Origin of the sequence: Pseudomonas sp. 58(2021), from assembly GCF_017491585.1 — a bacterium.
GTDB lineage: Bacteria > Pseudomonadota > Gammaproteobacteria > Pseudomonadales > Pseudomonadaceae > Aquipseudomonas > Aquipseudomonas fluorescens_BT.
In genome coordinates this window covers 71,125-94,467 of record NZ_JAFGYZ010000004.1, presented here as the reverse complement: position 1 = coordinate 94,467, position 23,343 = coordinate 71,125, and the positions used below count along the sequence as shown (strand labels likewise).

General features: G+C 62.7%; 21 protein-coding genes. 5 read left to right on the top strand and 16 right to left on the bottom strand.

The genetic code is table 11. From position 1 onward, the window contains the following. From J5M72_RS05870 to J5M72_RS05855, 4 genes are read right to left on the bottom strand one after another with little or no spacing between them, the layout of a single operon-like run. Positions 1-4,566 carry an alpha-2-macroglobulin gene (locus J5M72_RS05870; protein ID WP_207864607.1) on the bottom strand — a complete coding sequence of 1,522 codons (4,566 nt, stop codon included), beginning with the start codon at positions 4,564-4,566 and terminating at the stop codon, positions 1-3. After that, positions 4,563-5,228: a DUF1175 family protein gene (locus J5M72_RS05865; protein WP_207864605.1), complete on the bottom strand. Its 666-nt coding sequence runs from the start codon at positions 5,226-5,228 to the stop codon at positions 4,563-4,565. The genes J5M72_RS05870 and J5M72_RS05865 overlap by 4 nt, the downstream gene beginning before the upstream one ends. Beyond that, the gene (locus J5M72_RS05860) at positions 5,198-6,910 is read right to left on the bottom strand and encodes a DUF2138 domain-containing protein (protein ID WP_207864603.1); all 1,713 of its coding nucleotides are present in this window, start codon (positions 6,908-6,910) and stop codon (positions 5,198-5,200) included. Before J5M72_RS05860 ends, J5M72_RS05865 begins: the two co-directional genes overlap by 31 nt. A gap of 51 nt (positions 6,911-6,961) precedes the next feature. After that, a complete protein-coding gene (locus J5M72_RS05855) occupies positions 6,962-7,753 on the bottom strand; it encodes a DUF2135 domain-containing protein (RefSeq protein ID WP_102716662.1) in 792 nt (263 codons plus the stop codon). A gap of 276 nt (positions 7,754-8,029) precedes the next feature. Here J5M72_RS05855 and J5M72_RS05850 point away from each other — a divergent pair, with 276 nt between their 5' ends. From J5M72_RS05850 to J5M72_RS05830, 5 genes are all read left to right on the top strand, one after another. Then, entirely contained in the window at positions 8,030-9,175 is a 1,146-nt protein-coding gene (locus J5M72_RS05850; RefSeq protein ID WP_207864601.1) for a Fic family protein, read from the top strand. Positions 9,176-9,263: 88 nt separating this feature from the next. Beyond that, positions 9,264-9,506 carry an exodeoxyribonuclease VII small subunit gene (locus J5M72_RS05845; RefSeq protein ID WP_007894317.1) on the top strand — a complete coding sequence of 81 codons (243 nt, stop codon included), beginning with the start codon at positions 9,264-9,266 and terminating at the stop codon, positions 9,504-9,506. Beyond that, positions 9,503-10,390 (top strand): (2E,6E)-farnesyl diphosphate synthase, encoded by an 888-nt coding sequence (gene ispA, locus J5M72_RS05840; RefSeq protein ID WP_207864599.1) that lies wholly within the window; start codon positions 9,503-9,505, stop codon positions 10,388-10,390. The genes J5M72_RS05845 and ispA overlap by 4 nt, the downstream gene beginning before the upstream one ends. Positions 10,391-10,481: 91 nt before the next feature. Next, the gene (gene dxs, locus J5M72_RS05835) at positions 10,482-12,380 is read left to right on the top strand and encodes a 1-deoxy-D-xylulose-5-phosphate synthase (protein ID WP_169432096.1); all 1,899 of its coding nucleotides are present in this window, start codon (positions 10,482-10,484) and stop codon (positions 12,378-12,380) included. A 152-nt stretch (positions 12,381-12,532) separates the two neighbouring features. Continuing rightward, positions 12,533-14,416, top strand: a complete 1,884-nt coding sequence (locus tag J5M72_RS05830; protein ID WP_207864597.1) for a TonB-dependent receptor — start codon at positions 12,533-12,535, stop codon at positions 14,414-14,416. Between the two features lie 111 nt (positions 14,417-14,527). Here J5M72_RS05830 and J5M72_RS05825 read toward each other — a convergent pair whose 3' ends face one another. From J5M72_RS05825 to nrdR, 12 genes are all read right to left on the bottom strand, one after another. After that, the gene (locus tag J5M72_RS05825; protein ID WP_207864595.1) at positions 14,528-15,328 is read right to left on the bottom strand and encodes a cobalamin-binding protein; all 801 of its coding nucleotides are present in this window, start codon (positions 15,326-15,328) and stop codon (positions 14,528-14,530) included. Further along, on the bottom strand, positions 15,328-15,747 hold the full coding sequence (locus tag J5M72_RS05820; protein ID WP_114885795.1) for an MFS transporter: 420 nt from the start codon (positions 15,745-15,747) through the stop codon (positions 15,328-15,330). Before J5M72_RS05820 ends, J5M72_RS05825 begins: the two co-directional genes overlap by 1 nt. Next, positions 15,744-16,361 (bottom strand): GTP cyclohydrolase II, encoded by a 618-nt coding sequence (ribA, locus tag J5M72_RS05815; RefSeq protein ID WP_207864593.1) that lies wholly within the window; start codon positions 16,359-16,361, stop codon positions 15,744-15,746. Before ribA ends, J5M72_RS05820 begins: the two co-directional genes overlap by 4 nt. A gap of 123 nt (positions 16,362-16,484) precedes the next feature. Then, complete coding sequence (locus J5M72_RS05810) at positions 16,485-17,219, bottom strand: transporter substrate-binding domain-containing protein (protein WP_169432099.1); 735 nt, start codon at positions 17,217-17,219, stop codon at positions 16,485-16,487. 28 nt (positions 17,220-17,247) lie between these two features. Next, the gene (locus J5M72_RS05805; protein ID WP_169432100.1) at positions 17,248-17,751 is read right to left on the bottom strand and encodes a phosphatidylglycerophosphatase A; all 504 of its coding nucleotides are present in this window, start codon (positions 17,749-17,751) and stop codon (positions 17,248-17,250) included. After that, positions 17,748-18,713 (bottom strand): thiamine-phosphate kinase, encoded by a 966-nt coding sequence (gene thiL / locus J5M72_RS05800; protein ID WP_207864591.1) that lies wholly within the window; start codon positions 18,711-18,713, stop codon positions 17,748-17,750. The genes J5M72_RS05805 and thiL overlap by 4 nt, the downstream gene beginning before the upstream one ends. Positions 18,714-18,740: 27 nt before the next feature. Continuing rightward, positions 18,741-19,241, bottom strand: coding sequence for a transcription antitermination factor NusB (gene nusB, locus J5M72_RS05795; RefSeq protein ID WP_169432102.1), 501 nt, complete (start codon positions 19,239-19,241; stop codon positions 18,741-18,743). Beyond that, positions 19,238-19,714 (bottom strand): 6,7-dimethyl-8-ribityllumazine synthase, encoded by a 477-nt coding sequence (gene ribE / locus J5M72_RS05790; protein ID WP_003228649.1) that lies wholly within the window; start codon positions 19,712-19,714, stop codon positions 19,238-19,240. Before ribE ends, nusB begins: the two co-directional genes overlap by 4 nt. A gap of 91 nt (positions 19,715-19,805) precedes the next feature. Next, positions 19,806-20,897 (bottom strand): bifunctional 3,4-dihydroxy-2-butanone-4-phosphate synthase/GTP cyclohydrolase II, encoded by a 1,092-nt coding sequence (gene ribBA / locus J5M72_RS05785; protein ID WP_169432103.1) that lies wholly within the window; start codon positions 20,895-20,897, stop codon positions 19,806-19,808. Positions 20,898-20,913: 16 nt separating this feature from the next. After that, positions 20,914-21,576, bottom strand: a complete 663-nt coding sequence (locus J5M72_RS05780) for a riboflavin synthase (protein WP_085712322.1) — start codon at positions 21,574-21,576, stop codon at positions 20,914-20,916. 47 nt (positions 21,577-21,623) lie between these two features. After that, the gene (gene ribD / locus J5M72_RS05775; RefSeq protein WP_207864589.1) at positions 21,624-22,757 is read right to left on the bottom strand and encodes a bifunctional diaminohydroxyphosphoribosylaminopyrimidine deaminase/5-amino-6-(5-phosphoribosylamino)uracil reductase RibD; all 1,134 of its coding nucleotides are present in this window, start codon (positions 22,755-22,757) and stop codon (positions 21,624-21,626) included. Next, on the bottom strand, positions 22,754-23,218 hold the full coding sequence (gene nrdR, locus J5M72_RS05770; RefSeq protein ID WP_003228656.1) for a transcriptional regulator NrdR: 465 nt from the start codon (positions 23,216-23,218) through the stop codon (positions 22,754-22,756). Before nrdR ends, ribD begins: the two co-directional genes overlap by 4 nt. Between the last annotated feature and the right edge of the window lie 125 nt (positions 23,219-23,343).

Below are 23,343 nucleotides of genomic sequence, written 5' to 3'. Positions count from 1 at the left end.
TCAGTTGACCGTGACCTGACCGAGGGCCGCTTTCGCTTCCTGAGCCTGATGCTGCGGCGCGTAGACCTGAGTGAAGCGCACTGGCGGCAGTTTGAACTGACCCTTCTGCGAGAAGCGCACCAGATGGCGCAGACGCAATTCACCGCTCAGCGCATCCACCGGCACCGCGTAGGCCAGTTGGCCCGGTTCGAACCGCGCCTTCTCCAGCGCGGTCGGCTCGGTGCCGTCCTTGCCCTGCAACTTGATGCCCCACGTAGTTCGCTCGACATCCGCGCCCGGCGGCAGCGGCACTTCGAGCATGCCGTAGCGCAGCGGTTTCGGTGCCTTGCTGGTGAGGATCACTTCGTCCAGGTACAGGCTGTCGCTGGACAGTGGTTTAGTACCGACCGGCTCCAGTTTGAAGGTGAAGGCTTCGTCACCCGGTACCAGACGCGACAGGCGCCGAGTGATGGTCACGGCCATCGGATCGACCGCCGGCTGCTGGGTCTGGAAGCTCAGCGCCGCTCGCAGCGGACGCTCCTGAGTGCCCGACACCGTCAACACGCTCGGTACCGGCGCAGCACCCTGCCACGTCCAGTACATCTCACCGGTCGCGCCGTAGTTTTTCTTCCAGCCTTCGCCGGGGGCCAGCGCGATGGTCGGCGACGCCTGGGCGATGCTGCGTTGCAGCCAGGTCAGCGCCAACGCACGTTCAAGGGTCGATTGCTGCGGCAACAGGCGTTGCAACAACGCCGTCGCACGCGCCTGATCGAACGGTTGCAGCGACAGGTTCAGCGCTTCGGCAAACGGCTGCGAACTGACGGCCAAGCGCTGTTGCGCAGCACCCAGCTGACGATTGAACGCGTCCGGCAAAGCAACTTTCGACTGGGTGGCCAGCGATGCGGTCAAGGCCCGCGCCGCCGCCAGACCGAGCGCCGAATCCGGGTCGCTCATCACCAGACTGTCTTCGCCGTCGTCCATCAGGGTTTCGGCATTGCCTTCACCAGCCTTCGCCAGATCGTCCATCAAGCCGCTGAGCAGCGTGTTGACCGGCAAGTGCATCTGTTTGGCGAACGACAGGATCAGCGCCCGTTGCAGCAACGGCGTGTTCGGCGCTTGCTTGGCGTAAACCTCCAGCACCCGCTGCCAATGCTCCGGCGGCAGAGTCAGATCCAGCACCTGGCTGGCGTTCCAGTCGGCGTAGTAGGCGTAAGCGGTGAGGAACGCATCCGGCTCGCCGTCGAAGCCCCACCAGGTGAAGCTCGCCGACGGCCCGGCCATTTGCACCAGCCGCAGACGGCTGTTCTGCATGATCAGACGCAAGCGGTCGCGGATCTGCGGGCTCGACGCCAGCGACGGATAAGCGATGCTCAGCGGCAGCAAACGGCTGGCGGTCTGCTCGACGCCGCCGTACGGATAGCTGAGCAGATCGTCGAGGGCCGAACGGAACAACGCTTGCGGGCTGTCATCCAGACGCAGGCGAATGTCGGTGGCGTCCGCCGGCAGGCTCAACGGTGTGTCGCCGCTGGCCACGTCGAGGCCTTGGGTCTGCGTCACTTGCCAGCCTTCGCCAGTGGCGGTCAGGCGCACCGCGAGGGCGTCGGCGGTTTTGCCGTCCTGCACCAGCTCGGCGGTCCATTCGCCGGTGGCCAATGCGAAGGCCGGTAGCGGCAGATAGTTGATGCCGTTGTTGAGAGTCACCGGCAGACGCTGTTCGGCGCCGGCGTAGTGCGTCACCAACTCGGCCTTGACCGGTTTCTCGGCCTGGCTGAAGGCGAACACGCCGAGTTGCGGCTGATCGCCCTTGCGGAATTTGCTCGGCCCGCTCCACTTCAGGTACAGCGGTTTTTCCGAGCGGACGAACTGCTTCTTCTGCCCGACCTGACCGTCATCGGCAATCGCCCGCGCGGTGATGCGCCAGCGGGTCAGTGAGTCCGGCATCTTGAAGGTGAAACGGGTCTTGCCGTCGGCGTCGGTCAGCAATTCCGGCTGCCATGCAGCGGTGTCGACGTCTTCGCGACGCGGCCGCTCCAGCACTTTCACCCCACGCTCGCTGCGGTTGGCCTTGCCCGGTGCGCCGGGGCTGCCCGGCAATGCCACGTCGTAGCTGATGAACGACAGGCTGGCGCTGGTGCGCACATTGTTACGGCGTGGGTGGTAGAAGAACTGGTCGATGGTCGGCGCGACTTCCGGTTGCAGCGCATAGACCATTTCATCCACGACGCTGACCGTCAGGTGCGCCGGCACAGCCTTGCCGGCGAACTGCGTGGTCAGATCAACCGTCACGGTATCGCCCGGCTGATACGTCTCTTTGTCGGTCTTGATCGCCACATCGATCTGCGGCGCGACGACCTTGATCCCGGCGTTCTGGAAGCTGTACTGACCGCCCTTGGTGTAGAGCACCGAGAACGTCAGGTTCGGCGCGAAGTTGTCCTTCACCGGGATGCGTGCGCGGTATTGGGTGTCGCTGAGTTTTTCCAGTTTCAGCCAGTCGCCGCCCTTGGCCAGCAGCGCAGTGGCTTCGACCTTGTCGCGCTCCAGCGACAGCAGTGCATCGCTGACTGGCTCCGGGAATGTGATCAGCGCCAGCGCTTCGTCGCCGGCCTTGTATTCGGGTTTATCGAGGACGATTTCCACGGTGCCCGGCACCGCCTTGACGCCGTCGCCGGTGACCGAATGACCGGTCGCACCGAGCACTCGACCGTGCTGATCCTTCAACGACAGGTTGTAGGTCCCCGGACGATCGAACGCCACGCTGAAGCCTTTGTCTTTCGCCGCCAGTTTGCCCTCGCCGGTGGTCTGGTCTTCCAGACGCACCCAGCTGTAGCTGCTCGGCACCACGGCCTGCGCCTGTTGGCTGCCGCCCTCGTTGGCGTAGCTGAACGCGACCTTGTCACCGACCGCGCTGAAACGCTGTGGCGCGGTCAGACGGAAGCTGGCAGCGCCGCGGTCGATGAGGATTTCCTTGGTGGTCTTGACCCGATACGCCGCGCCGTCGCTGGCAAACACGGTGAGCATGTAGCGGCTAGGCTTTTCGGCGGCCGGCAGGTCGAGGGTCGCGTTGCCCTTGCTGTCGGTGGTCAGTTCGGTGCTGGTCAGCTCCACCGGGAATTGCCCGAGGTATTGCAGCTCGTTGTCGACCATCGACAGTTGCTGGGCACGCAGGCTCAGGGTCAGTTTGGCGTTGGCCACCGGTTTGCCGTCCGGGTACAGCAGCACCAGGCTGCCTTTCACCGGATCGCCGGTGCGGTAATCCTGCTTGGCCAGGTTCAGCGAGATTTCGAAGTGCGGCTTGATGTACTCCGCCACCCGGAACGCGCTGCTGTAGGCCTGATCCTTGTAATTGAAACGCAGCTCGTAACCGCCGGCCACCGCGTTGTCCGGCAACTGGAAACGGCCCTGGGTGCCGGCCTTGGAGTCGAGTTTCAGATCAAGACGCTGCAACTCGGTGCCGGTGGCATCGAGCACGCTGACATTGACGTCCGCCGCCCCCGGCAACACCGAGTCCCGCGCATTCTTGAATTCGCGCCCAACGATTTTCAGTGACACCCAATCACCCGGGCGATACAGCGGCCGATCGGTGAAGGCGTAGAGTTTGGTGTCGTAGATTTCGCTGTCGTAATAGAAGTTTTCCGAGACGAATACGCCGCCCTCTTCGTCCTCGCCGATCACGAACGAACGCTCCGGGCTGACGTGTTTCAGGCGCAGCAGACCGTCGGTATCGGTGGCGCCGCTGCTCATTACGCCGAGGCCGTCGGTCCACAGCACATTGACCTTCGGCACCGAGCTGCCTTCGTGTTTGCGCGCGGCCCACACCAGCAATTCATCACCGGCAATCTTGCTTACCGCGACGGTGTTGGAAACGAAAACCATGGTGGTCGCACGGTATTTGCCGATCAGCGCTTCAACCAGATACAGACCCGGTTTCAGATTGCCCAGCGGGATGTAGACGTTGCCCGGCGCAACACTGACGAACTCGCTGGAAGACCCGGCCAGATTGACCCCGGTCGGTGGCTGGATCGGTTTGGCCTGCCACAGCGGATAACGGAACTGGCTGACCACCGGCAGACCCGGAATCAGGGCGAACTGCGGTTGCGCGTCGTACGGCGTCGGCGCGGCGATGGCATTGCCCATCTTCAGCTCCGGCACTTCCTCGGTGACTTGCTGGCGCGACTCGTAAGAGAACGCACGCTGCATCACCCGACGGGATTTGCGGTACCAGTTGTCCCACAGGTACGCCAAGGTGTTCGACAGGCCTTCGCCCTTGAACTGGCCGTCGCTGACCACGCGGTGCAGGTTCTTCTGGCGCTTGAGGAAGTCCAGCGGCTTGTCGATCTTGTACACGCGGATATCGGCGCCGCCGTACGGTTCCATGCGGAAGCGACGATAGTCACGGCCCGGCGCTTCGAGGCGTACCACCGCCTGTTCGTCGGCGGCGAAACTGCTGTCGGCCAGCAGGAAAAAGCTTTCACCGGACACCGGCGTGTAGCCGCTTGGCTCCACGGTGTCTTCGGCATTGACGGCCGAAAACGGCAGGGTCAACAGCAACAGAAAAGGCAGTAAACGCAGCATGCGGGCACCGGTCATTGGGAGAGAAAATTCAGTCGATAGACGCCGATGAAGTTGGGGTTGGCTGCGTCGGGTATCCATCGGGTGTCCTTCCATGTCATGAGTTGCTGCAGGCTTGCCGAACGCATGCCGTTATCGGTTGGGGTGGTCGTACCGGTGTGATAGGCGATGTAGCGGCCCATCCAGATCATCAGGTGCTGGTCGTCGCCCTGATCGAAAAACATCAGATCGCCGGGCCGTGCCTGGGACACGTCGCGGCCAATCAGATGGCTGTTGAACTGAATCAGTTTGATCGCGTTGACGTAAGGCCCGACCTTGCCGCCGCCCTGCTGCCATTGCTGGGCGAGCTTGCGCTGATCGGCGCTCAGGTCCAGCTCCGGCGGCAGGTAGCGGTTGGACACGCCATTGCTGCGCAGCCATTTGTCGTCATGGACTTTCAGCGCTTCGTTGGCGGCGAAACGCACCAGTCCCGCGCAGTCCTGCTGATACCAGCGCGGGCTCGGACCTTTGCTCAATTGTTCCTGGGCGATGCGCACGAACCAGGCGCGAAAGACCTGGGATTGCTGCGGATCGAGGGCCGGGGCCTCAACGGCTCGGGCGCCCGCGCTGAGCAAAAGCGCCAGCAAGCCGAGGCTGCGAATCAGTCCGGTCACAGCGCTTTCCACTCCAGAGGCAGCCATTGCCAGTGCCCGTCAGGCTCGCTGCCTTCCGGCAAAGTCAGGGCGTATTTGCCCATGCCGCCGAGGGTGCGCAGTTTCGGGATCAGGTAGGTTTGCGCGGCGTTGTAGAACACCGGCTCCATGTCCTGCGGCAGGCTGTCGAGGGTTTCCTGCTGGATCAGTTGCGCCATCGAATCCGGGCCGAAGTAGATCGGCATCAGCACATCTTTGGGCAACACATCGGCCATCGGCGGGAAGCGTTTGTCGAGGGTGCCGAGGGCCTTGTCGACCAGTTTGTCGTCGAGGGAAAACAGCAGCGTCGAACCATGGCGTGCCAGGCTGACTTTCATGAACGCACGGCCGGTGATCGCGTCCGGATTCTCGGCATCCTTTGCCGCATACGGACCGAAATTGGAACTGACCTGACGCTGCCAGAGATGGCTCTGGCCTTCCTGTTTCTCGACCACCGGGAACGCGTGCTCTTCGACGTTGCCTTCATAGGCGCCGACCATCGAATCGAACAGCGTGCCGATATCCGCGTCGAGTTTGCCGTTGTCTTCATCGTTCAGACTGGCCACCAGCAAGGGCGTGTACAGCCGCGAATCGGCGTACCAGCACAGGCCCGCCGCGCCGGCCACGTGTTCGGTGAGTTTCTGCGCCACCGCTTCTTCGGCGCCGAGTTTCACCAGCAGCGGTTTTTGCGGCTCGGCCGCAATCGGCAAGGTCACGCAGGCACTGGCGCCCAGCGGCATGGCTTGCCAGACCGGTTTGAAATCGAAGTCCGGCTGGTTCTCCAGCTCGTCCATCGCGAGATAGCTGTGCCAGCCCTTGTCGTCCATGTCGAAACGCAGACCGGCGAAATTCGGGATGAAACGCTGGTAACCCATGGCCAGGACGCTGGAATTGACTGACAGACGCTGCTTGGTTTCAGGTGTCTTGGCCGTGAGCCCGAATGCCTCGGGGAACAGTTTTTCGCCGTTGAGCAAAGCCGCCAGCGCTTGCGGCGAAACGTGGCCGGATTCCTCGGAAGCGCCACTTTCCGGGTCGTAGAACTTGCTCGGGTTGGACAGCACCACCAGTTTGTCGCCACGGGAAGCAAACAACAGGGATTTGCTGGCGTTGTAGGTCAGCTGATACAGCGGCACTTCGTCACCGCCGACTTTCAGGGTGCTTAACACGCTCAGTTGCGAATCATCCAGGGCGACTTTCGCCAGCGGCTCCAGCAGCTTGGCCAGACCGCCGCGATCCATCACCAGCAGGAAGTCCTTGAGGCGACCATCGGCGCCACGCCACAGCGCGACGTCTGCCGGTTGATCGAAGAGTTGCTCGATCAGGCTGTCCTGCAGCTTCAAGTCATGCTCGTAGATGATCCGCCGCAGACTGCCGATCAACCCGAGGCGGTCGGCGTGGGTTTCGTAATAGAAGACGAAATCCTCGGTGAGCGTGGCCTTGAGGAACGGCACCGTCAGCAGGTCCTTGGGCAACTGGCTCAGGGAGCGGGTCTCCAGCAGCGCATCCGGGCGGCTCAGACCGAGTTTGTCGCTGGCCAGTGCCGCCGCCGGTAGCTTGGGCTTGTGCATCAGCCAGCCGAGCCCGCCCGCCACGCCGGCCACCAGGCACAGCCCGGCCACCAGCAACGGCCAGCGCCGGGAAGGTTTGGCGGTGGGTGCGGCGGTCGCCGGGGTCTCAGTGTTTTCGCTCATCTTCTCGCTCATGTTCCCAAAGCTCGGCAGTTCATCCGTGGTGCGGGATGCTTAATAGTTGAAAGTCTTGACCAGCAACAGATCACCGATGGCCCGCAGGGGCACGATGAACGTTTCGCGTTTTTCGTCGACAGTGTTTTCGTTGAGCACCAGCGTTATCTGCGAGGTGATGACCTCGTTCTGGTTGCTGGTCTCCTCGAAGTTATAGCCGCCGTTACCGAAGTTGCCCCAATAGTTGACGTAAACCAGATAGGTGCCATGCAGCGGCGCGGTCATGGTGAACATTTCCGGGCCGGGACCATCGACACCGTCCGGATCGAGCCCGCCGCCGTTGCTCATCGCCGGTCGCGCCCAGAAGGCGTGCTGGCCGTCAGGCGTAATGACGTGCAGGTCGAGTTCGGCTTTAGGGTCATCCCAGCCGAGCACCACGCGGATCCGCGCCGGCGTGCGCAGGTTATTGGCTTCGTAGAATTGAACGCGCTTGAGCGACTGGCCGTCGGCACTGATCACCTCGACGCTGTTGGAACCGGCGCCGAACGCGTACGGCCGGGCGAAACGGCCCTGGTCGTCGGTGTATAGATTCAGAGGATTGCCATTCACCGCCAGGCTGTGGGGCGGGCGCAGATGCCCGATTGCCTTGAGCTGGCCCTCGATCATCGTGCGATTGCGCTGGATGCCGCGATCAATCGGCGGCGTGGGATAGGCGACCTGCGGGTTTTCCGTGCGATCGAGCAGCCCGTGATAGCGCCAGCCGCCCACCGGCTCCGACAGCTCCGCGCTCGGCGCCGCCAGCAGCGCGGGCGCGCAAGCCAAGCCGATCAGCAGCAAAAGAAGTGAACGCATGTGATGCCTCCTGCCATGCCTGACGAAACCTTGCACCCGATCCTCGGCGCTTCACAGTGGGCGATACTGCGTTTCGTCTGAAAGACCCGTGACTGTCGGGTCGTAGAAGGCGCGAAGGTTAGCGATTCGGCAGTTTTTTAACAATCGGATACATCTGGATTTGCGGTGGGAATCACGGCGCCCAGTGGACGATGAGCCGAATAGGCGTCATATTCGGCTCACGAAATGAGCCGAATAGCATTTCTATTCGGCTCACGCACTCAGGAATGGCATTGCATGGCAACTCATTGGATCTGGCAACAGCCCGATTGGCCCGACTTCAACTGGCAGTCAGAGCGTCTCACTGCACTGTTGCGCGAATGCGTTCAGGCGCAGGGACAATTGATGGGCATGGCGGGATCAGTGGGCAATTCACTGAGCGCTCAGACTGAGCTGGACGCGTTGCTGCAAAACATCGTGACCTCCTCGGCCATCGAGGGGGAACAGTTGAATGTTGAATCCGTGCGCTCCTCATTGGCACGACGTCTGGGGCTGGAATCGCCTGATGGCGAGCACGTCAGCAAGCGCAGCGAGGGGCTGGCACAGCTGATGCTCGATGCCACTCAGCGCTTTGCCGAACCGCTGACGCTGGAACGATTGCTGGAATGGAATTCATGGCTGTTTCCAGAACAGGAGAGTGGTTTCCTTTCGCGAGCAATCAATGTCGGCACATTACGCGGCGATGAGCCAATGCAGGTGGTTTCCGGACGAATCGAGCGTCCGACCGTGCATTTCGAAGCGCCACCGCGACAGGGCCTCGAGCGGCAACTCGACAGTTTTCTTAAATGGTTCGACGCCAGTCAGCATCAGGCGGGCCTCGATCCTTTACTGCGAGCCGGTATCGCACACTTCTGGTTCGTCACCTTGCACCCATTCGACGACGGCAATGGGCGCCTGACTCGCACCCTCACCGATCTGGCACTGGCTCAGGGCGAAGCGCAGGCGATTCGTTTTTATGCGATGTCCGCCAGCATCCTCGATGATCGTGCGGGCTATTACCGGATTCTCGAATCCAGCCAGAAAGCCACGCTGGACATTACCGACTGGCTCATATGGTTCCTGCAAACCTTGCTGCGCAGCCTGCAGCAGGCCATCGCGCGGATTGAAAGTGTGTTGGGAAAATCACGCTTCTGGCAGGCGCACCGGGAATCCGGGCTGTCGGCGGAGCAGATCAAAGTGCTCAATCGTTTGCTCGACGGTGGTGAGCGCGGTTTCGAGCACGGTATCAGTGCAGCGCAATACCAGAGTGTGGCCAAGGTCTCCAAAGCCACGGCCACCCGACATCTGGCGGAGCTGCTGGAAAAGGGTTGCCTGCAACGTCTTCCGGGCGGCGGACGCAGCACTCGGTATCAGATTCAATATCCGGGCGAATCGACCGACTGACACCCTTGTCCGTCGGCCCGCTCATTTGCCCATACCCCCCCTATCTGCTAGTGTCGCGCCGGTTTAACGTCAACCGGAATTAGCCGCCATGGCCCGCAAAAAAGCTGCACTGGATTTCGAACAGTCCCTCGCCGACCTGCAAACACTGGTCGAGCGTCTGGAGAACGGTGAATTGTCGCTGGAAGACTCGCTGACCGCTTTCGAGCAGGGCATCGGCCTGACCCGTGACTGCCAGGCGGCGCTGGCCCAGGCCGAGCAGAAGGTCCAGGTGTTGCTGGAGCGCGATGGCGAACTCGCCGAGGAACCCTTCGACGCGGATCAGCCAGAATGATTGCAGCGTATTCGGCCACCAGCCAGGCGCGGGTCAACGCGGCACTGGAAACCCTGTTCAATGCCCCGCTGCCGGAACTGGCGCGCCTCTATGAAGCCATGCGCTACAGCGTGATGAACGGCGGCAAACGCGTGCGTCCACTGCTGACCTACGCGGCGTGCGAAGCCCTTGGCGGCAAGGCCGAACAGGCCAACGGTGCGGCCTGCGCAGTTGAGCTGATCCACGCGTATTCGCTGGTGCACGACGATTTGCCGGCGATGGACGACGACGATCTGCGTCGTGGCCAGCCGACTACTCACAAGAAATTCGACGAAGCCTGCGCGATTCTGGCCGGCGACGGCTTGCAGAGCCTGGCCTTTAGCGCCCTGCTCGACCCGCGCCTGAGCGACCTGAGTGCGGACATCCGCCTGCAACAGGTCACGGCGCTGGCGCACGCGGCGGGCCCGGCCGGCATGGTCGGCGGTCAGGCCATCGACCTCGGTTCGGTCGGCCTCAAGCTCGATCAGAAAGCCCTCGAACAGATGCACCGGCACAAGACTGGCGCGCTGATCGAGGTCAGCGTCAAGCTCGGCGCCCTGGCCAGCGGCCGCGCCGAGAAGGATGAACTCAAGGCTCTGCAAAGTTATGCACAGGCCATTGGCCTGGCATTCCAGGTGCAGGACGACATCCTCGACGTCGAAAGCGATACCGAAACCCTCGGCAAACGCCAGGGCGCCGACATCGCCCGCGACAAGCCGACCTATCCGGCCCTGCTCGGCCTCGACGCCGCCAAGGCCTATGCCCTGGAACTGCGCGATCAGGCCCTGCACGCGCTGCGACCGTTTGACGCGGCCGCCGAGCCATTGCGCGATCTGGCCCGGTATATCGTCGACCGGCGCAACTAAAGGCTAATCAGCCAAAAAAGCCCAACGCGTGGGCAGGGGACGATGCATCAGGTAAACTGCCGCATCTTTTATACCTATAACGATTCGCCTGATGCCCACGACGTTTCATGAGATTCCCCGCAAGCGCCCGACCACGCCCCTGCTCGACCGCGCTAACACGCCGGACGGCCTGCGCCGGTTAGGCGAAGCCGAGCTGGAAACCCTGGCTGATGAGTTGCGCCTGGAATTGCTCTACACGGTCGGCCAGACCGGCGGGCATTTCGGTGCCGGCCTGGGCGTCATCGAGCTGACCATCGCGTTGCACTACGTCTTCGACACCCCGGACGACCGGCTGGTGTGGGACGTCGGTCATCAGGCCTATCCGCACAAGATCCTCACCGGTCGTCGCGAGCGCATGGAAACCCTGCGTCAGAAGGACGGCATCGCCGCTTTCCCGCGCCGCTCCGAGAGCGAGTACGACACCTTTGGCGTCGGCCACTCCAGCACCTCGATCAGTGCCGCGCTGGGCATGGCCATCGCCGCCCGCCTGCAGAACAGTGATCGCAAGGCGATTGCCGTGATCGGTGACGGCGCGCTGACCGCCGGCATGGCCTTCGAAGCGCTGAACCATGCGCCGGAAGTGGACGCCAACATGCTGGTGATCCTCAACGACAACGACATGTCGATCTCGCGCAACGTCGGCGGTCTGTCGAACTATCTGGCGAAGATCCTTTCCAGCCGCACCTACGCGAGCATGCGCGAAGGCAGCAAAAAAGTGCTGTCGCGCCTGCCTGGCGCCTGGGAAATTGCCCGTCGTACCGAAGAATATGCCAAAGGCATGCTGGTTCCCGGCACCCTGTTCGAAGAGCTGGGCTGGAACTACATCGGCCCGATCGACGGCCACGACCTGCCGACCCTGATCGCCACCCTGCGCAACATGCGCGATCTGAAAGGTCCGCAGTTCCTGCACATCGTCACCAAGAAAGGCAAAGGCTTCGCCCCGGCGGAAGTCGACCCGATCGGTTACCACGCCATCACCAAGCTGGAGCCGCTGGACGCCCCGGCCGCCGCACCGAAGAAGGCCGGCGGGCCGAAGTACTCCGGCGTATTCGGTGAATGGCTGTGCGACATGGCCGCTGCCGATCCGCGCCTGGTGGGCATCACCCCGGCGATGAAGGAAGGTTCGGATCTGGTGGCGTTCAGCGAACGCTTCCCGCTGCGCTATTTCGACGTGGCGATTGCCGAGCAGCACGCCGTGACCCTTGCGGCCGGCATGGCCTGCGAAGGCGCCAAACCGGTGGTGGCGATCTACTCGACGTTCCTGCAGCGCGGTTACGACCAGTTGGTGCATGACGTCGCGGTGCAGAACCTCGACGTGCTGTTCGCCATCGACCGCGCCGGTCTGGTGGGCGAAGACGGCCCGACCCACGCCGGCAGCTTCGACCTGTCTTATCTGCGCTGCATCCCGGGCATGGTCATCATGACCCCGAGCGATGAAAACGAACTGCGCAAGATGCTCACCACCGGCCACCTGTACAACGGCCCGGCGGCGGTGCGTTACCCGCGCGGCACCGGCCCGAACGCAACCATCGAGAAAAACCTCGAACCGATCGAGATCGGCAAGGGTGTGATTCGTCGTCAGGGCGGCAAGGTCGCCCTGCTGGTGTTCGGCGTGCAGCTGGCCGAAGCGCTGATTGTCGCTGAAACGCTGGACGCCACCGTGGTCGACATGCGTTTCGTCAAACCGATGGACGAAGCGTTGGTGCGTGAAGTGGCCGCCAGCCACGACCTGCTGGTGACCATCGAGGAGAACGCGATCATGGGCGGCGCCGGCGGCGCGGTCAGCGAATTCCTCGCCCGTGAAAATATCCTCAAATCAGTGCTGCACCTGGGTTTGCCGGACGTTTACGTCGAGCACGCCAAGCCGGCGCAGATGCTGGCCGAGTGCGGGCTGGATGCGGCCGGGATCGAAGCGGCGGTGCGTGAGCGCCTGGACCTGCTTAACCGCTGACTCGCTGGATAAACGCAAAACCCCATGTGGGAGCGGGCTTGCTCGCGAAGGCGTCGGACCAGTCGACAATGAGTTGACTGACACACCGCCTTCGCGAGCAAGCCCGCTCCCACATTTGATTTGTGTACACCTGAAAGACCTACGGAATGCCGATGAACCTCTCGCGCCTCGCCCTGCCCTTCTTGCTGCTGCCCTGCGCCAACGCCCTCGCCGACACCTTCGAACGTGACCAGGCCCTGAAGCTGCCGGACATGCTGATCAGCGCCAACCGCCAGGTCGAAGCACGCAACGACAGCAGCGCCGCCAACACCGTGTTCACCCGCGAAGACATTGAGCGCCTGCAACCACGCAGCGTTACCGACCTGCTGCAACGGGTACCCGGCGTGCAAGTGGCGCAAACCGGCGGACGCGGCAGTCTGCCGGGAATCTACATTCGCGGCACACAGTCGGCGCAAAGTCTGGTGCTGGTGGACGGCCAGCGCATCGGCAACTCCACCTCCGGCGACAGCAACCTGCAACACCTGAACATCGAGCAGATCGAACGCGTCGAAGTGCTGCGCGGTTCGCGCTCGGTGATCTACGGCAGTGATGCCATTGGCGGGGTGATTCAGATCTTCACCCGGCGCGGCGGCGAACAAGGCTTGCAGCCACGGATGCATGTGGGCTTCGGCAGCAACCAGACCTGGGAGCGAAGTGTCGGCCTGTCCGGTGGCGATGAGAAAACCCGCTTCAACCTCGGCGCGAGTCTCGATGAAACCGCCGGGATCGACCGCACCCACGAGTCGTATCCCAGCGACAGCGATCATGATGCCTACCGCAACAAATCCGTCAGCCTGAGCCTCAGCCATGCGCTGACCGATGACATCGAAGTCGGCGCCAACCTGCTGGATAACCGTGGCAAAAGCGAGTTCGACAACCCGTTCGGCCGCTTCGACCCGGTGACCTTCGACTCCCTCCAGCAGCAGCCTTACAGCGATTTCACCGTCAGCAGTTTCAGCAGCTACATTGATGCGCGGGTCAACGAGCGCTGGAAGTCGCGCCTGGAACTCGGCCACAGCGAAAACCGCGAGAAGTCCTTCGACAAGCTCAGCGACGAACGCTCGGTGTTCAACACCTACCGCGACTCGGTGACCTGGCAGAACGACCTGACGCTGGATGCGCGCAACAGCCTGATCCTTGGCGGCGACTGGTACGAAGACCGGATCAACAGCAGCACCGCGTTCGATGAAGACAGCCGCTGGAATCGCGCCGCGTTCATCCAGCATCGCTTCCAGGCCGACAGTTTCTCCACCGAACTGGGCCTGCGTCGCGACGACAACCAGCAGTTCGGCGGCCAGAACAGCTGGAGCGGCACGCTGACGTTGCCGGTCAATCCGGACAACGATCTGCTGCTCAGCTACAGCGAAGGCTTCCGTGCGCCGACCTTCAACGATCTGTACTACCCGGACTTCAGCAACCCCGACCTGAAACCGGAAACTTCGAAAAGCTACGAGCTGCAATGGCGCAGCCAGTTGAGCGACAGTAGCCGTCTCGAAGCCTCGCTGTATCGGACCGATCTGGAAGACGCGATCATCTTCGGCAGCAACTCACGCCCGGAAAACGTCGCTTCGGCACGGATCAACGGCTTCGAAGCCGCCCTGAAACAGGAGCTGCTGGGCTGGCAGAGCAATCTCGGCGTGGCAATCATCGATCCCCGCGACCGCGACACCGGCCACACCCTGGCGCGGCGTGCCCGGCGCACCTTGAGCTGGGATCTGGATCGGCAATTCGATCGCCTCGGCCTCGGCGCCAGTTGGCAGGCCGTCAGCAGCAGCTATGACGACCTGAACAATCAACAACCATTGGGTGGTTATGCGCTGCTCGGACTGCGCAGCAGCTGGGCGCTGAACCGTGAGATCAAGCTGGACTTCAAAGTGGATAACCTGCTGGACAAGGGTTACAGCCGGGCGCTGTACAGCCATGACGGCAGTCAGTATGGCTATCGCGAGGAAGGTCGGGCATTCATGTTCGGCGTGACCTGGACGCCGCAACTCTGATCCAGAATTTGCGCTGCATTGACTGGCCTCTTCGCGAGCAAGCCCGCTCCCACAGGAGGAACGCATTCCAAATGTGGGAGCGGGCTTGCTCGCGAAGAATTCACCTCGGTCTCAGCGGTCTGGCGCGATCAACTGGCAGAGCTTGGCGGTCGCCTCGATCATCTGCCCGCTCGGGCGTTCCAGACCTTTGTCGGTGACCAGCAGCAACTGCCTTTGCTTGACCGCTGCCACCTGCGGCCAGGTATTCCACGCATCCAGTTGCGGCTGATCGCTGGCCAGAATCACTTCGGGATCACGCTGTAAAACCGCTTCGATGCTCACCTGCGGCGCCGGCAGGCTCAGGTCGCCGAACACATTGCGTGCGCCGCACACTTCAAGCGCATCGCTGATGATCTGCCCGCCGCCGATGGTGTACAGCGGCTTGTCCCAGACCTGATAGAACACCCGCTGCGGCGCTTCACGGCGGTAGCGCTGGCGCAGCTCATCGAGGTTTTGCCGCAACTCTCTGGCTCGCTCAGTCCCACGCTCAGGACGACCAAGCTGTGTCGCGATGGCCTCAATCTGCGCGGTCAGCTGTTCGAAACTGTGGGGTTCGGCAACGAAGGTCGGGATGTTCAAACGCTTGAGCTGATCGCGCTGGGCCGGGCCGACACTGCCGGGCCATAACAGCAACAAGTCAGGCTTGAGGCTGAGCAGCCGCTCCATGTCGAGCTGGCCATAACGGCCCACAGAAGGGAGATCCTTGATCGCAGGTGGCCGGTCACCGGCATCCAGCACGCCCACCAGCAAGTCGGCCGAATTCAGCTCCACGACAATTTCAGACAGGGATGGCGCGAGGCTGACCACTCGCAGGGCGGCCAGGGTTTCGCTGCTGACGGCCAGCAGCAGAACCGCCAGCCAGAGACGGCGCATCAACCGAGTTGACGCGGGATACGATAGAGGTAGAACAGCACCGCCGTGGACAGCGCCAGCAGCATCAACGGCACCGCTTCGAGGCCGACGAACACTGCCAGTGCGCCGATCCATGCCGGTAATCCCGCCGCCAGAAACGCCGTGCGCCGACGAGCCGCGAGAGCGATCCAGGCAGCGGGTTCATCCGGCGTATCGAGTGCTTTTTGTGTGGCGATCAGCGCATGTTTGTAGCGGCCGAAAAACTTCAGACTGACAAACATCGAGGCCACACCGGCAATGAACAACGGCATCGCCAACACCGGCATGATCGCTTCGCTCTCGCCGAACACGGCGTTAAGCACGAACAGCGGCACCAATGCCAGCGCCAGGTATTTCCACCAGGCGACCGACAGGCGGCGGCGCACCTGACCGCGGGTCACGCCCGGTCTACCTCGCCCTGATGTTCGTTGCCCATCATGTGGTCGAGCTTGCTGGCCTTGGTCGCCAGATAGAGTTTGTTGTGCGGGTTATGACCGGTGTGCAGCGGCACGCGCTCGGTGACGACGATGCCCATGTCGGTCAAGGCTTTGACCTTGCGCGGGTTGTTGGTCATCAGGCGCAGGGACTTCACGCCCAGATGCTCCAGCATCGGCAGGCACATGGCGTAGTCACGCTGGTCGGCGGCAAAGCCCAGACGCTCGTTGGCTTCAACGGTATCGGCACCGCCGTCCTGCAATTCGTAGGCGCGGATCTTGTTCAAAAGACCGATGCCACGACCTTCCTGACGCAGGTACAGCAACACGCCACGGCCTTCACGGGCGATCGCCTTGAGGGCGGCCTCCAGTTGCGAGCCGCAGTCGCAACGCTGGCTGAACAAGGCATCGCCGGTCAGGCATTCGGAGTGCAAACGGCCGAGTACCGGGGCACCGTCGGCAATCTCACCCAGGCTCAGCACGACGTGCTCGCGGCCAGTGGCTTCATCGAGAAAACCGTGCATGGTGAATTGCGCAAAAGGCGTTGGCAGCTTGGAAGCGGCGACAAAAACGACAGGCACCGGTGTGCTCCTGATCTAAAAAGTCCGAGATTCGCTGGGCGGCATTGTAACAGCAGGTTCCTGCAGACGCTTAGGCTGAATTATCGGCCATAACGATCAAAAAGTTTGATGGCAGGCCTGCCTTCATTGCCCTCGCTCGAACGGATACGGCTGTTTCCAGCGTTCGAAGATGGGCTTCAATTCGCCGCTTTTCACCAGTTGATCCATGCGCTGGTCGTAGATCGACATCAGTGCACGGGCCTGAGGGGTGTCGGCGAAACCAAGGTAAAGGGGCAACTCCGCCAGATGCGAGTAACGGTATTGCGAAGGATCGGCAGCATTTCTCACCACCGCTTCGATTTCCGTCAGCGCGTCGATGTAGTAATCCGCCCGCCCCTGCTTGAGCATCGACAGGATTCCCGTACGACGTTCGATCTGGTTGTAGCGCTTGACGTTCGGCAGGTAGGTCTCATAACGATAACCTCGCACCCAGGCCAGCCGGTACTTGTCGAGGGTGGCCTCGGTCGGTGCCGGATTACTGGCCAGGCCCAGTGCGTAGATGTGATCGGAATCGAAGTTCCAGCGCGGATACAGCACTTGTTCGGCTTCCCCGCGATAGGAACCGACCAGCGCGTCGACTTCCTTCAACTGCACCAGCCCCACCGAGCGGGTGTACGGCACGGTGCGGATGTCCAGGGTCACGCCGGCAGGTTCGAACACCTTGCGCAGAACGTCCCAGCCCAGGCCGTGGCCGTCGGCTGCGGTGTAGTCTTCCCAATCTTCGCTGGCCAGATGAATGACCGTCGGCGGCGCCTCCTGTGCCAGGGCCGTCGCACCGAGCAGAGTGAAAACCAGAATCGCCAACCAGCGTCGAGCCATCCCTGTGTCCCTCATCCACACCTAGAAATCAGGCGAAAACCCACACCAGTCCCTGCATCGCCAGCCAGGCGAACACGCCCGCCAGCACGTCGTCGAGCATGATGCCGACACCGCCATGTACATGCCGGTCGATCCAGCGGATCGGCCACGGCTTGAGGATGTCGAAAAAGCGGAACATCAAAAACCCGGCGAGCAACCAGTACCAGCCTTCCGGTACCAGCCACAGGGTGATCCACATTCCGACCATCTCGTCCCAGACGATGCCTTCATGGTCATGCACCCGCAGATCGTCGGCCACCTTGCCGCACAGCCAGAAGCCGAACAGCATGGTGATCCCGAGCATCAGCCAGTAACCCCAGTCGGGCAACATCTGCCACAACGGAATAAAGGGTAGCGCAACTAACGAGCCCCACGTGCCCGGTGCTTTCGGCAAGGTGCCCGAACCGAAGCCGAACGCAATGAAATGCCAGGGATTGCGCCAGACCGACGGCGGAACGAATTCGCCGGGAACCTGTTTCGGGTGATCTGTCACGGTGACTCCTGAAAATGTTGATAACCCCGGATTTGCGGGGTGATGTCGTGCCCTTCGCGGTCCAGCAGCACCACGCCCTGCCCCTCTGCCACGCGCCCGATCACATGGACCGGCCAGCCGTCGGCCAGCAACGTCGGTAACTCGACGGACGGCAAGGTGAAGGCCAGCACGTAATCATCGCCACCGCTCAACGCCGCACGCTCGGCGCCGCGCTGACCGAGAAACGCCACCAGCGCCTCCGACAACGGGACACGCTCGCGCTCGACTTCGAGGCGAACCTTCGAAGCCAGTGCGATATGGCCGCAATCGGCGAGCAGGCCATCGGAAATGTCCAGCGCCGAGGTGGCCTTGCCCCGCAAGGCCTGACCGAGAGCAAGCTGCGGCTGCGGCGACCAGTAATGTTCGAGCAGCGGCTGGGCGATGTGCGGCTCGGTGTCACGCTGACCCAGCACCAGCGGCAAGGCCCCGGCGGCATTGCCCAGCTCACCGCCGACACACAGCAGATCGCCGGGCTGCGCGCCGCTGCGGGTCAGGGCCTGGCCGGCCGGGACGCGGCCGAACACGGTGACGGTCAGGCTCAACGGCCCGCGTGTCGTATCGCCGCCGATCAGCGCCACGCCGCAGCTCTGCGCCATGCGGTTCAAACCGCGGGCATAGGCTTGCAGCCAATCGGCAGTCACCGTCGGCAAGGTCAGGGCAAGGGTAAAGGCGACGGGCGTGGCGCCCATGGCAGCGAGGTCGCTGACCGCCACGGCCAGCGAGCGCTGACCGAGCAGAAACGGATCACAGGGATCGGCGAAATGCACGCCGGCCACCAGCGTATCGGTGGAAATTGCCAACTGCTCCCCTGAGGGAACAGCAAGCAAGGCGCAGTCATCGCCGATCCCCAGTGCAACGCCCTCGCCGCCCTGCGCACAAGGCGCGGCGGCGAAGAAATTGCGGATCAGCTCAAACTCGCCCATGGCTGAGAAAAAGTATTCAAGCGCGGATCAGCGCTTGAACGCCTTCACTTCAGCTTCACGCAGGCGCGGGGCCAACTTGTCGAGCACGCCGTTGACGAACTTGTGGCCGTCGGTGGAACCGAAGACCTTGGCCAGTTCGATACCTTCGTTGATCACAACGCGGTACGGCACGTCGACGCGCTTGAGCAGTTCCCAGGTGGACAGGCGCAGAACCGCCAGTTCAACCGGGTCCAGCTCTTCGATCGCCAGGTCCAGGCAAGGCGTGAGCGCGGTGTCGATTTCGGTACGGTTGGCCGGAACCCCATGGAGGATTTCACGGAAGTACGCGCCATCGACATCGGTGAAATCGTTATCGACCCGGAACTGCGCTTCGATCTCGTTCAGCGAAGCCTTGGCCATGTGCCATTGATACAGGGCCTGAGTCGCGAGCTGACGGGCTTCGCGGCGCTTGGCGCTTTTCGATGGCTTGCCGGCATCCGCAGGTTTCGGATCGCGCGGGTTGAAACGATCGCTATCGTCGCTAATCACTTGGCCTCCAACTGCGCCAGCAGGCTGACCATTTCCAGAGCGGACAGGGCAGCTTCAGCACCTTTGTTGCCGGCCTTGGTGCCGGAACGTTCGATGGCTTGCTCGATGGAATCAACGGTCAGGACGCCGAAAGCGACCGGTACGCCGAACTCCATGGACACCTGGGCCAGGCCCTTGGTGCACTCGCCAGCCACGTATTCGAAGTGCGGAGTGCCGCCACGAATGACCGCGCCCAGGGCGATGATTGCTGCGAACTCGCCTTTCTGGGCGACTTTCTGCGCAACCAGCGGGATTTCGAAGGCGCCAGGTGCGCGGATGATGGTGATGTCGCTTTCGCTCACGCCGTGGCGAACCAGGGCATCAACTGCACCGCTGACCAGGCTTTCAACCACGAAGCTGTTGAAACGGCCCACTACCAAAGCGTAGCGGCCTTTAGGGGCGATGAAGGTACCTTCGATGGTCTTCAGGGTCATTCGTCAGATCTCTTAAAGAGCCGGGACGCGTCTGTTTCGCGTCCCTCAGTGATTTATTTGCCGCGAATTCGGAGCCGGAAACAACCGGTCATTATTCGGAGGGCACGTATTCTACAACTTCCAGATCGAAACCGGATATCGCATTGAACTTCATCGGCGCCGACATCAGGCGCATTTTGCGCACGCCGAGGTCGCGCAGGATCTGCGAACCGGCACCGACGATGCTGTAGGTGGTCGGTTTTTTCGGCGCGGCCTGATCGCCGGTTTCGCGGATATGCGCCAGCAGCACGTCGCCATCCAGTGGGTGACCGAGCAGCAACACCACACCGCTGCCGGCCTCGGCGACCGCAGCCATGGCGGCGCGCAGGCTCCAGCGGCCCGGTTGCTTGACCATCAACAGGTCGCGCAACGGGTCCATGTTGTGCACGCGAACCAGGGTCGGCTCTTCGGCGCAAACGGTGCCCAGGGTCAGTGCCATGTGCACGTCGCCTTCCACGGAATCACGATAGGTCACCAGGTTGAATTGGCCCAGTTCGCTGTCCAGTGGCTGCTCGGCAATCCGCTGAACGGTACGTTCGTGGATCATCCGGTAGTGAATCAGGTCGGCGATGGTGCCGATCTTGATGTTGTGTTCAGCGGCGAAGGCTTCCAGTTCGGCGCGACGGGACATGGTGCCGTCGTCGTTCATCACTTCGCAGATCACGCCGCTCGGCTCGAAACCGGCCATGCGCGCCAGGTCGCAGGCGGCTTCGGTGTGGCCGGCGCGGGCCAGGGTGCCACCGGCCTGGGCCATCAACGGGAAGATGTGGCCCGGGCTGACGATGTCTTCGGCTTTCGCGTCTTTCGCGGCCGCCGCTTGCACGGTGCGTGCGCGGTCGGCGGCGGAGATGCCGGTGGTCACGCCTTCGGCCGCTTCGATCGAGACGGTGAACTTGGTGCCGAAACCGGAACCGTTGCGCGGTGCCATCAGCGGCAGCTTCAGGGTTTCGCAGCGCTCGCGGCTCATCGGCATGCAAATCAGGCCACGGGCGTGCTTGGCCATGAAGTTGATGTGCTCGGCCTTGCAGCATTCGGCGGCCATGATCAGGTCGCCTTCGTTCTCGCGGTCTTCGTCATCCATGAGGATGACCATCTTGCCTTGGCGGATGTCTTCTACCAGTTCTTCGATGCTATTGAGCGCCACAAGGCACCCCCTTCAGTCAGGATTTGAGGTAGCCGTTGGCGGCCAGAAAGCTTTCGGTGATGCCACCGGACGTCGGCTCAGCGGCCTTGTCGCCCAACAGCAGGCGCTCGAGATAACGCGCCAGCAAGTCGACTTCCAGGTTCACCCGGCGACCTGGCTTGTAGGACGCCATGATGGTTTCGCTCAGGGTGTGCGGAATGATCGTCAGCAGGAATTCGGCGCCATCGACCGCGTTCACGGTCAGGCTGGTGCCGTCGACGGTGATCGAGCCTTTGTGGGCGATGTACTTGGCCAGCTCTTTTGGCGCGCGGATGCGAAATTCCACGGCGCGGGCATTGTCGCTGCGCGAAACCACTTCGCCGACACCGTCGACGTGACCGCTGACCAGATGGCCGCCGAGACGGGTGGTCGGGGTCAGGGCTTTTTCCAGGTTGACCGGGCTGCCGCTTTTCAGATCATTCATGGCGGTGCAGTCGAGGGTTTCGCGACTGACGTCGGCGGCAAAGCCGTCGCCCGGCAGTTCCACGGCGGTCAGGCACACGCCGTTGACCGCGATGCTGTCGCCGAGTTTGACGTCGCTCAGGTCGAGCTTGCCGGTTTCGACATGCACCCGCACATCACCGCCCTTTGGGGTCAGTGCGCGGATACTGCCGATGGATTCGATGATGCCGGTAAACATGGGGTTCTCCTTGAGAACGAAGCCAGCGCTAACGCGATGGCCGGGAATTATACGCTCGCCGATGAGACAGGGATTGCAGTGACTCGCCAGTCATCGCCAACCGCGCGAATTTCAGTGATTTTCAGCTCCGGCGCATCCTTCATACAGGCCAGCGGCCAGTCCAGCAGCGGACGCGCCGTGGAGCCGAGGAACTTGCCGGCGATGAAGATCACGAACTCGTCCACCAGACCAAGCTGGGCAAACGCGCCGGCCAGTCGCGGACCGGCCTCGACCAGCACTTCGTTGACGCCACGGTTGGCCAGTTCGATCAGCAACTGGTGCAGATCGACCTGACCGTCATCGCCCGGCACGATCAGGCATTCCGGGCCGTGGGCGTACTGTTCTTCGATGGCCACGCAGGTGGCGACCAGCGCCGGGCCGGCCTTGAAGAACGGTGCATCCAGCGGCACTCGCAGACGCCCGTCGATCAGCACCCGCAGCGGCGGACGGCTCAGGGCCAGCGCGGTTTGTTCGGCATCCAGCCCCAGCTCTTCGGCGCGCACGGTCAGGCGTGCGCCATCGGCCAGCACCGTGTCGGCGCCGGTCAGCACCACGCTGGCCTGGGCGCGCAACCGCTGCACCGCCGAACGCGCGGCAGGGCCGGTGATCCATTGGCTCTCGCCGCTTTCCATCGCCGTGCGGCCGTCGAGGCTCATGGCCAGCTTGACCCGCACGAACGGCAAGCCGTGTTCCATGCGTTTCAGAAAACCTTGATTGAGCTTGCGCGCCTCAGTTTCCAGCACACCGCTTTCGGTGGCGATGCCGGCATCGGCCAGACGCTGCAAACCGCGCCCGGCGACCTGCGGATTGGGATCGTGCATCGCCGCGACCACCCGGCCAACACTGGCATTCACCAGCGCATCGGCGCAGGGCGGTGTACGGCCGTGGTGGCTGCAGGGCTCGAGGGTCACGTAAGCCGTGGCACCCCGGGCCAATTCACCGGCGGCGCGCAGGGCGTGGACTTCGGCATGGGGTTCGCCGGCACGTTCATGCCAGCCTTCACCGACAATCTGCCCGTCACGCACGATCACGCAGCCAACCCGTGGATTGGGATGAGTCGTGTAGTGCCCCTTGCGCGCCAGCTCCAGGGCCCGGGCCATGAAGTGGGCGTCGAGGATGGCCTGCTCGGCGGTGGTGGTCATTCTTTCACCGGTTCGCGGGCGAGGCGATCGATCTCTTCGCGGAATTCGTTGAGGTCCTGGAAGCGGCGGTATACGGAGGCGAAACGGATGTAGGCCACTTCATCGAGCTTTTGCAGCTCGGCCATCACCAGTTCGCCGACCACGAGGGATTTGACCTCACGCTCGCCGGTGGCGCGCAGCTTGTGTTTGATATGGACCAGCGAGGATTCGAGACGCTCGACGCTCACCGGACGTTTCTCCAGGGCGCGCTGCATGCCGGCGCGGAGCTTTTCTTCGTCGAACGGTTGGCGGCTGCCGTCGGTTTTGATCAGGCGCGGCAACACCAGTTCGGCCGTCTCGAACGTCGTGAAACGTTCGCCGCAGGCCAGGCATTCACGCCGGCGGCGCACCTGTTCGCCCTCGGCGACCAGACGCGAGTCGATGACCTTGGTGTCGTTGGCACCGCAGAAGGGACAGTGCATGGTGGCTGGCAACAAAAAAAGGGAGGGCCATGGTAGCGCATCCCGGTGGCAAGACAAGCCATAGGCTTTGCGGTATACAGACTGCCATGATCGTTTGATCCATGGATTTCATTTTGACGGAGCCA